Annotated in this window: 1 protein-coding gene; it reads left to right on the forward strand. The window is 68.5% G+C overall.

The window, feature by feature from the left end:
- Positions 1 to 32 precede the first annotated feature (32 nt).
- Positions 33 to 10,826 carry a helix-turn-helix domain-containing protein gene (locus QH470_RS03270; protein WP_280270746.1) on the forward strand — a complete coding sequence of 3,598 codons (10,794 nt, stop codon included), beginning with the start codon at positions 33 to 35 and terminating at the stop codon, positions 10,824 to 10,826.
- The last annotated feature ends 170 nt before the right edge of the window (positions 10,827 to 10,996 follow it).

The following is a 10,996-nucleotide window of genomic DNA, read 5'->3' on the forward strand; positions in this document are numbered from 1 at the left end:
TGCCCGCCGACTACCGGGCCGATCTGGGCGCCGTGCCGGTCGAGGCGCTCGTGCACGTCGAGGTCGAATGGGCGGGTAAGGCGCCGGCGGCCAAGGCCGACGAGACGCGCTGGGTGGCGAGCCTGCCCTTCGGCGTCGACATCCTGGGCCCCCCCCACCCGGTCTACTTGTCCCCCGCCGGCGGGGGGGCGGGGGGGGGGGCGCCCGCCGCGCACGCGGCGGAGCACACCCCCGCCAGCCGCGCCGAATTGGACCGGGCGGACCGCGCTGTCGAACAGGCCGAACGCGTCCTGCGGGAAGACGCGGCGCCGACGCAGATGCGCGCGGTCGAACAACACCTGATGGCGTCCGGTCGCGCACAACACGCCAACCTGCCTCCGCAGGCCGCGGCCGACCTTCCCACCTCCGAAGCGGCCCACTCGGCCGTGCTCGCGCCCGGAGCCCGCGACGGCGTAGACACTGTCCGACCGGAACGTCCGGAAGATCGCTACGCACGGCTCGCGGGGTGGCTGGGGATCCCCGCGACGGTCCCGGCCATCATGGCGGCCGGAGACGACGAGGACGATGATTCGCCGCGGCGAGCGGACACCTCGGCCGCCGTACAGGCACTGAACCGGATGCAAGCGGGCCTCCCGGCCGCCGTCGTGGAGGCGTTGAACCAGCATCTCGACGACGCGGCGCCCGCAGCGATCGTCCTGGACCCGATGCTCTCCGACGCGCAAGCGCTGGAACGGCTCGAATCGCGGCGCGATCGCCTGGCGGACGAGTTGGGACTGGCGCACGATCAGGTTCTCGGCGCTGAGGGGATACGCCGGGTCGGCGAGAAGGTGGACGAGGCGCGCAAGGAACTCACCGACGCCTTGCCGCCGACGGTTGGGCCGCTCGCCGAGGCCGATGCCGCCATCGCCCGCGCGGTGGTGGCCGACGCGGCGGCGCGGCTCGTGGGCTCCTCCGACGAGGCCGAGCCCGCCGGGCCCGTGGTCGCGGCGGCGTCGACATACCTCGCCCTCACCGCCTTGCTCGACCTCGTCGTCAGCGTTCACCGGCGGAACCCGAACGGCTGCCTCAACAATGCCGTGACGATGATGGAGGTGCTGTACGGGTACGAGCACCAGGAAAGTCCGTACGAAATGCCGAACTACTCCCCGCTGGCAGGCCACGGCGACGCGGATGTCGTACGGGCCTCCGGCGGAGGCACTTTCCGTTCCTCCGGTGACCTGGACGCGGTAGCCGCGTCACTGGCGCGGCGGCCCGGAGCCGCCAGCTGGGTTGTCTACAACTGGCTCGACACCCGCGTCGTCGACGGGGACCGCAAGGACGCGGCCGAACGGCTGGCCCGCCACCTCGCCGAGGGCCTGCTCGATCTCGCCGACTACAACCGGCGCATCGCGCGGGTACGGGCCGCCGCCCAGCATGCCGACCTGCGGCAGGCGCTGTCGGGCCTGCCCAAGCTGCGAAACGAGTCGGCCGACGAGAGATACGCCGGAAAAGTCCGGACGCATCTGGTGTTGATGCACAGCAGAATCGGCGCCTCCGGCACACCGGAAGTCGTTGTCCTGGACATCAATTCCGGCACCACGCGCACGGCGATCACGCCGGAGGACCTGGCGGGCCCGAATGCGCTGCTGAAAAGAGCCGTCGCGTTTCGCGAGTGGAAGGAGAAGCAAGGGCAGATCGAAGGACTCAGCAAGAAGGACAGTCGGGTCTGGACCATCGAATTCGATGACCAAGGCAAAGCCCTGCCGCACGACAACGTTGTCCCCATTTCCCAGCGGCGGCAACGGGAATCGCCGCCACCGCAGCAACTGGACCGGTTTGCCCGCGCCGGCCACCGCCCACCCGATGACAGCCCGCCGCCGCTCACCCGGCTGGACAAGGAGCTACGTCACCTTTCCTTCCTGCACGGCGATGACGGGTCCGACAGCGGCTCCGCACTGTCGATGAAATGGCAACGGCGCCGAGATGATTCGGTGCGGAACATGAGTCGATTGCTGGCTCACGCGGTCCGCCAGGACACGGCGAAATCGGTCTCCGATCCGGGCTATTCCGACGAGTGGGAACGCGAACGCGACGAACTCGAGGCCGAACTCGTCCGCTGGAACGGGCAAGAGCCGGACGGCCACCGGCGCGTGGAACGAGTACTGCAACCGCTCCTGGACCGATTGCGGTCGCTGGACCGCGACGGTTGGCAGCGGATGCAAGGCACCGAGCTTCCGTGGCTCGGCTCCTGGATCCTGCGCGGAATCCTGCTGCGCGAACCCACGCGCCCGGATCTGCCACATATCGGCGAGCAACTCGATATCACTCCCGCCGCACAGGCCGCTGATTTGATGAGCATGCCCGCAACCATGGCGGGCGATGCGGCGGTGGTGTCGACAAGAGACGGCGACGCGCTCGCCGAATGGCGGTTGCTCGGGGAGATGGCGGCGACCGGGTCCGCACTCGAACAACTCGTGACCGCGGTGCTCTCCTATCTGGAGTCGAGTCGCATCGCGGAAATCGACACGGAAACGGAAAAGCCCGCCGCGGATCAGCCTGACGATGCGGAGGCGGCACGGCGTCTGCTCGACGAGTTGGCGCGGGTGGAGAAGCTGCGCGATCGGTGGGCCGAGTTGTGCCGGGTACCGCTGAGCGACCTGGGTGACCGAAGAGTCGGCGGTGCGCGTGATATCGGGCACCTGCGTTCGGAATTCGCACGGCTTACCGACCGCCTACAGCACGCGACAGCTCCCGAGAGAGCGGCTTCCATCCGCTGGCGACGGCTCCATTTCCTGCTCCACTACACCGATCGGCACGAGCGGTTGGTCTCGGAGGTGGACGACCGAGTGAGCCAGATCAGGCAGTCCCGCAACCAGCTCGCCGTCGCGTGGGCAACGGACTCTCGGCAACCTGTGCCGGAGTGGGAATCGGCAGGGGAACCACGAGAGTTGACGCCGGCCCCGTCGGCGGAGGCACAAGCGCGCGACTGGGGTCGGCGCATCGCGGCGGCGGCGGACACCCGTCGTCGATTCCTCGCCGACACGGCGGAGCGCGCTCGCAGGCTCGGGATCGACGATGCGGAAACCCTGCGCCCCCGCGAATTGGCCGAGGCCGTCGACCTGCTCGCGACAGGCTACGACAAGCGAGCCGCCGCACTGCGCGAACTGCCGCCCTCGTCGCGCGAACGGACACAAGCGCAGGCCGACGCGTTCGACATCGAGAACGGCGCGGGCGACCTCGAGACCCGGGTGGTGTTGGACGACTTCGCCCGGACCGTGGAGCAGAGCCTGCGCATCGAGTCCGCGACAGTCCTTGCGGCAGAGGTGCTTCGGCGCGACATCATCGACAGGGGCGGCAGGCTGTTGGCGCCGGGAGTGGGTGTCCTCGAGGCGCCCGGCACGCCACCGCAGCTGCTCGTGGCAGGGCCGGTGTCGCGGTTGGAGCAGTTGCTCGCGGGCGTGGATTCCGACCTGTTCGACGATCTGATCCGGCGCGGAGCCGAGCTTCGCGGGCGCCATGTAGTGGTCGACGAACACGGCCGGGTATTCGTCCACGAGATGACGCCCGCCGCGGCGGCCGCGGACCCGCAGGCCGGAGACGAGGACATCGAGCCGATCGCGTCGGTGGAACCCGCTCCCGTCGTCCAGGACGACGCCTCTTGGCCCGCCGCGCACGAGGCGATCACGAACCTGCTCGAGGAATGGCGGGTGGACGGCCGCACCGGCGAACGGCCCACCGACCATGTCGCCTTCCTTCCCGACCCGGCCGGTGGTGGTCTCCTGGTCGTTGCGGCGCCGCCGGGTCGGCACCGCCGCGCTATGGTCGAATTGGCCCTTGCGAGTAGGCAATTCGAGGGAGCGAACTGGCGCCCGGAATACGATTGCCGGTATCTGGCGGTGGAACCCGGAACCGCGGGCCCGGTCGCGACCGAGATCTCCGCCGTCGCGGCGGAGGGCGCTCATCGTGCCGCGTCGCCTGCCGAGACGGAAGGCATTCTGCTCGACGAGTACCTGCGATATCGCCGACTCGGTCTGGTGGACACCGGGTTCGGCGACTGGCTGGCCCAGCTCGGCGACCGCTGCTACAAAGGTGGGCTCGCGCGCGACGGCACAGTGCAGGCCTTCGCCGTCGCGGCGGCGCGCGAGCAGCCGACGGTGGACAAGGATCTGCCTCACCCGACGGGAGTGCTGATCCGCGTCGCCACACGACAATTCGCACTGCCGGACCTGATCGGCCCGCGGGCCGGGCCCGTCGTCGGCATCGCCACCTTGGTCGGCACCGTCGACATCGGTGGCGTGACAGCGGAAGTCGAGTTGTACGACGACGACGGAGTCTGGCGGGTGGCCCCGCCGCGCGGGGACGGGCACCCCGGCGACGTGCTGAACCGATGGTTCGAGGGGAGATCGGACGCCGATCCGGATCGGCTCTTGGACCGCCTCGCTCATGTGCTGAACGACGGTGCCGCGGCCCTGGCGGCTATGGAACCCGCGGTGGACGAATCCAGCGGCGGAGTGTCCCGAATATGGCGGATGCACGGTTTGGTCAACGGTTACCCCGTAGACATCGGCCTCGCGGCTGAGAAGAACCGCTGGCGGTCGACGGTGGAATCCGGGCTGGCCCTCGAGGGAATACTGAACCTCAGCGGCATCAACGGGTCGCTATCCGATACGGCGCGGGACGTCACCGAGGCAATGGTGCGGGTCGCCGTCTGGGAGATCGAACGCCGAAGACAGAGGCCGTCGGAGGTCACGCTGTCACCGGACCGGATGCGTGAATATCGTGAGCTTGTCGGGCAAGCCGATGCCGCCGTCGAACAATTGCGCAACTGTGCGCAGGAGCGGGATGCGCTGGCGCGTCGGCTGGGGGTGACTCTGCCGGACGCGTCGGATATAGCCGCCGATCCTGCCGTTCGCCCGGCGGTGACAGCAGCGCTGCGCGGCGCGGTGCTGCGTGACCGTGCCGCGCTGGCCGCCGCCGTCGGCGTCGATCCACTGGAGTTGCCGTCGGTTTCGATGTCCGACGTCGAGCACCGCTCGTGGCTCACCCGGATCGAGGCGCGCGAGGCCGACATCGACACGCTGGCAGCACTTCTCGCTCGGCAACAACAGCTGGCAACCGCGGCGTCTCGCGCCAGGGCGGCCCGCGATGCCGCGATCACGGCGCCTGTCGTCGCCGCGGAACTCGAAGGGCTTTCTGGGAGTAGGCAACTCGGGCCCGGCATCGTATTCCATCCGCACATGTCCGGGCGTAGCGGTGCTCTCGTGGTAGTCGCGCCGCCCGGTGGGCACGCGGCGGCGTTGACAGCGCTGACTCTGGAGCATCGCGAATTCGCGGACGCCATATACAACTGGGGTCTGCTGATCAACTATCTGCAGGTAGCTGTGGAGCCCGACGGGCGGATCGCGATCGAAGAGATCGAGGAGGGTTCCGTGGGTGCCCCACGCGGTCGGTGGCAAGAAGCGGATGTTCATCTGCTCCATCAGTACTCGGTTTTCCGGGAAGCGGGAGTGACCACGCTCGGATTCGGTGAGTGGACGCGCCAACTCGGTAAGGACGCGTTCAACGACCCGATGCGGCTCGCGGACATCCGCAAGCATGTCGGCAGGGCGGGGGCGAAGAAGTTGACCGGCGGGCCCCACGCGCTCATCCCACCGATCGAACTCGTCGAAGTGGGTCATCGAATGGTGCGAGCCGATCCCACCCTCGACCGCCGGCATCCGGCCCACGTCCTGCACCGGCTGAAAACTCGCCGGGCGGCACCCCTCCCGCTCGGCGAGCGCCGATCCGGGCAGTTGTCTCCGCGCACGGACCCGTCCTCGTCCGCGCAACGCGAGGCGCACTCCATCTCGTTCGATGTCATGTCGGCTCGCGTGGTGCTCGAGCGCCGTGATCGCATGTGGTACTTGGCCACAGGCACCGGCAACGCGATCAGCGACATACTGGCCGTGCACTTCGCGGACCTGAGCGCGAAAACACCGCGCGGACTGATCAAGCGGATCGAAACTCTGCTTCGCACACCACCGCGGGTCGGCGACAACGGAACTCACGCACTCCCGAAAACAGGTCTGCTGACCGCTTTCGATTCCGCCGGGCGGGGCCCGGGAAGCCCCACGATCCTCGTTCCCCGGGATCGCGCCGTCGAGGTCGGGCAGTGGGGAGTCGCGGGCACGGACGCGGCCCGATGGGCCGGAGCCGACTGGCATCGTGGTGGTTATTCGGACGCCGCGGAGATTATCGCGCACGTGCGCCGCTCCCGCGGCACCGTGGTGGGCGTTGTCGATCTCGACGATGCGGCGTCCGCTTTCACCGTGCGGATGGATGGCGATGTCGTCACCGTCGAGGAGCAGGTGATCCGCATCGGCAAACGTGGCGTGCCCGCCACCGACGTACGCACTGTGCGCGGGGACGAGGCGGTGGATGCCTGGGCCGACCATCTGACCGACATATCGGGACCCGAGGCGACGTTCCACGGACTGGCGTGGAACTCCGACGGAACTCCCGAGCGCCCGCTACCGCCGGACCGGAGGCCGAGCGGAGTACCCGGCCGGGACATCCCGCTGCGGCTCATCGGCGCACATCGACTCGGCCGCAACACTTTTCATTCCGGCACCCGCGCGGAACCCGCCACCGACGGCCCTTCGGGACCGATCGGTGCCAGACCGCCGGAAGACGCGCCCGACGGCACGCAGGACTTCTGGACAGCTGCGTTCGACGGTCTGACCACCAACATCGACATGTTCAACGACTTGCTCCGGCAGAACCCGGAACTGTCGCCCGAGGAGGCCGCCGCCCGTACGTTCACCGGGCGCATGGCGTCTCGCCGCGGATTCACGCACGTCCGAATAGACCACCTCGACGGTGTCCGGGGTGAATACCACAGCGTCGTCGTGACGTTCACTGCCCCCGGAAAGGCAAAGGGCTCGGGACTTCCCCACCATGGTTCGATCGCCGCGGTCATCCACGGAGACGAGAGTCCTGGTGTCGATACGGAACTTCCGCCCCCTGGATACGTGGCAGCTGTGATCGCGGGCGACGGGCGAGATCACCGGTCGGAGTCGAACGACAACGAGGCGCCCGATAGGCCTATCGGGAGTCGGCCGCCGGAAGAACCCGACTCCGATCGCGATCGGTCGCACCGGGCTGCCGACGAATCGAGCGAGCACCTCGCTCAGGTGCGGGGCAGGGCGGTGGTGGACCTCGAACGTCGCTCCGGCAACAACGCCTCCGCGGGGAGTGGTTCGGACGCCGAGGACGAAGCCGCCATCCGGAGCCGTCTGCTCGATCGCATCGATCGCATCGACAGGTTCCTGGCCGGTCTCCACGCCGCGCGAGTCGAGCAGCGGCGATCGGCCGCGATGCTCACCGAGGCCGTCGACCGGTGTCCGGACCTCGATGACGCCGCCGTGCCACTCGACTCGGAGGCACTTCGACGGGTCGTCCACCTGCGTGACACCGCCCGGACCGCGCTCGAGGAGCTGCTGGCACAGGAGGGGCGGATCGAACGGGCCGAGGATCTGAGATTCCCGACCACGCTGCACAGCGCGGCGCTCACCGATGCCGCCCGGCGACTGTGGCGCCTCGATGACGTTGTCCGGGCTGCCCACGAGTTCGGCTACCACGCAAGACGTCTCGCGGAGTTGACCGAGCACGCCCGGAGCATCGAGCGCGCTGCCCGGGAGGTGAACGGATCGAGGGCAGGGGAGGAGTCACAGGCCCTCGAAGGGCAGTTGGACAGCATGCTGAGTGGAATGATGCGGTGGTTCGACTTCGATACCGCACTGCGCAGCGAAAGCCTCATCGAACTCCGTAAGAGCGCGGACGAGTGGTCTCGACACCTGGGCAGCGACCTGTTCGCTGCGTTGGGTGGGGCGGGCGACGAAGTAAAACAGTTGCTACAACAGGGGTCTCCGGTCTGGCGCCGGTGGAACGCCGAATTCGCCGAGTACCGCAGTGAACTCGGGCGGCTTCTCGACATTCCGGCCGAGCGCTTGGCGCCGTTCGACAGGCTGGAGATGACTTTGGAAGACCTGGCGAAGCGATTCGCGCGGACAGGGATGCCCGAGGCGGTGCAGACGCTTTTTCCGGAGCTTCGCCGCATGGCCGAGGTGATGGGTCTCGTGCACGAGATTCACCGATTGGACGATCGGGCCCGCCGCATCGACGCGTTGGATGCGGCATTTCGTGATCTCGCCGCCTGGCGGGAGCGAGCCCCGCCGACCGGAGATTCGATCGCCGCTCTCGATCGCGTGTATCACCGGCTGGCCGATCTGGCACAGCGGCTCGACACATCCGCTCGGCAGTTCATCGAGGCGACAATCGCGCTGCCGGACGCCTATTCGCTGGCGAAGAAGCATGGTTATCTACTATGGCGGCTCCGTTCGGACCCGGCGGAGCGGGAGCGGCTGCGGAATGCGATGAGGCGCGCCCGGAATGGGCTGCTCGGCGTGACCGACTGGACGGACCTTCCCGCCGAAGAACGCGAACAGCTGATGCGGCGTGCCGTCGAAGGACCCCGCGCGGAAGGCCGGGTGTGGGTGCCCGCGGAGCCCGAGATATCCGACGTGATGGCCGCGCCGACGCGCGAATTCGCGGAACTCCGCCAACTGTCCGAGTACGCGGAACTGGCCGACCGGGAACGGGAACTCGAGGCCGAAATGGACAGCCTTCTGAGGGATGCCGTCCGAGAGCCCGTGATCGCCCGGTCCAGTTTCGACGGCGCGCAAGATTGGAGTGGTTACCCGGGCACACGGGACGAGGAAAGAATTGCGCTGCTGGGCCGCAACCTGGCCGGCCTCCGATTCATGGCCGTCGACTCGTGTGCGAGTACGACCAAGAGAATCGGGCTCATCGGGCCGCTCTACGGCGTAGATTCGGTCTGGCAGGCCCGCCCCGGCTCGCCCGGCGAAGCCCGGCTACTCGCGGAAATCGACCGGCTACGCAACAAACTCGCCGACCTGTGGGATATCGAACCGGCCTCGGTGACAGGCGAGGAAGCGGCGCGGAGAGAAGCGGCCGCGCCGGGACCCCTCGCCGAGGCCGATGACATAGTCGCCCTCCAGACATTCGAGTTGCTGCTTACCAACGTGCGCCGATTCCATCGGTATGACGCCTGGGCTCGCGCGATCGATGCGGTGGACAACGCCCTGACCGACCTCCGCTGGCGTGAGGCCATCGCCGAGGCACAGGTCGAGGGTCTGCGCCGAGCACACCTCGACCGGTATCCGCAAGATGAGGCGGCGCTCCGGCCCGGACCCGATGCGACGGCGCGCGTGCGTGCCGCCCTGCCCGGTGCCACGGAGGATCGACGGCGGAACCTTCAGGAACTGGCCGCCGTGATGACGGCCCACGACGAGACGGCCGCGCGGCTGCGCGAATTGGCCGACCGATGCCGTGCGCTCGACGCGCTCGCGGACGCGCGGGCGGCGCAGCCCCCGGCGCAACAGGGGGCGACGGATACCCGGCTCGACGTGCTGTTGGGATCGGTGGCGGCCGAGATCTCCGTTCGGTCGGCGGAGGCGGTCCCGGACAGCGGGCCGGACCGTCCGATCGGTACCCGGCCGCCTGAGGAGAGCGAGGAGACGTCCGAGGGCGTGACCCATCCCCTTCCGCATCCGGACAACTACGAGCGGGCAGTCGAATGGGTCGGCGCACTGTGTCATGCGCTGTCGCTGGAGCCCGATCGGATCGATGACATTCTCGGCGCCCCGTGGGGCGCCCGGCTCCGAAACGGCGTCGCCGCAGGGGATTACCCGGGTGTCCCGGACCTGACCCTCGACCAGATGCGCGCGGTGCTGCGGGGTGTCGGTGCGGCACGGCGCATGTACTCCGCCGTCGCCCGGCGCTATTTTCCCGACCTCGAGATTGCTCCCCATGCGGTCGGCCTGAGCCTGCGGCGGATTCGGGCCGGGACGACCATCGAGCGGTTCGCAGCGGTGGCCGGTGTGCAGCCGGCGACGGTCAGCGCCCGCGAGGCGAGTGTTCACCTGCCACCTGTGCGGCGGGCCTGGGAGGCGCATCTGCGAGCACTGGCCGTCGGTACTTCCCCCGCCCCGGGGGCGGACGCGTCCATCGGTGCGTGCCTCGCCGCGTTCCGGTCGGATGCCGGTCTGACGCAAGAACAGATCGCTCGGAAAATGAGCACGTCGCGGGCGGCGATAGCAACGATCGAGAACTCGGAGTCCGAACTGTCGAACGGCACGGTGGAGGCCTACCTGCTTGCTTTGGTCCCGAGTATTCCGCGCTACCCCGAGGGGCACTTCTACACCGGCAGCTATCTCAGAATGCTGCGAGAAGCGGCCGGTGCCACTTTGTCGCAAGCTGCGGCCGGGACCGGCATGACAAACGTCATGGTGCGAAATCGTGAACTGGGAAATGTGACGCCGTCGCCGGAGATGGTCCGGTTCTATCTGGACGAGTACAGCGACGGCGAGGTGAGCGTGGACGAGGTCGTCGAGTCTTTCCCTGATATCGAGTCGAGTTCGATCCGAGAGAGGAAGAGTGCGCCACGCACGTCCTTCGTCTTTCCGGAAATTCGAGGCACCCGTTCGCTGCGCGAGTACATGTGGGCCTTCGAGCGCGCGAACGGTACCACCCGGAGGGAAACGGACAGAATATTCGGATTCGAACGTACCGGCGTAGATTATTCACAGCCGGTTGCCGAGCTGACCGCGCTCCGAGTATTCGACCGGGTACTGAACCAGGTTGCTCCATGGAACGATATCGCCGAAGCGTGGGGATACACGTATCGGATGAATCCGGCCGGAGAGGAACCGCCCGATCCCGCCGAGTTCGAGTCGCGGGGGGGGGGGGCCGGGGGGGGAGGCCCCCGCCACCAAAGAAAAAAATAAAAATGGGGGTGTGGGGGAAAGCCCGGCCGGGGCCTGCCCGGGCGGGACATCGTCGGTGCGCACTGCGCCTGCCGGATCGGCAGGGTCGGCGGCCGGGGCGCCCCCCCCCGCGGCGTCGCGCCCCCGACTGCCAGCGTGGCCCGGGGGGGGGGGAGTTTGATAAGTAGGCG

Source organism: Nocardia wallacei (genome assembly GCF_029868745.1).
GTDB classification, from domain to species: Bacteria; Actinomycetota; Actinomycetes; order Mycobacteriales; family Mycobacteriaceae; genus Nocardia; species Nocardia wallacei_B.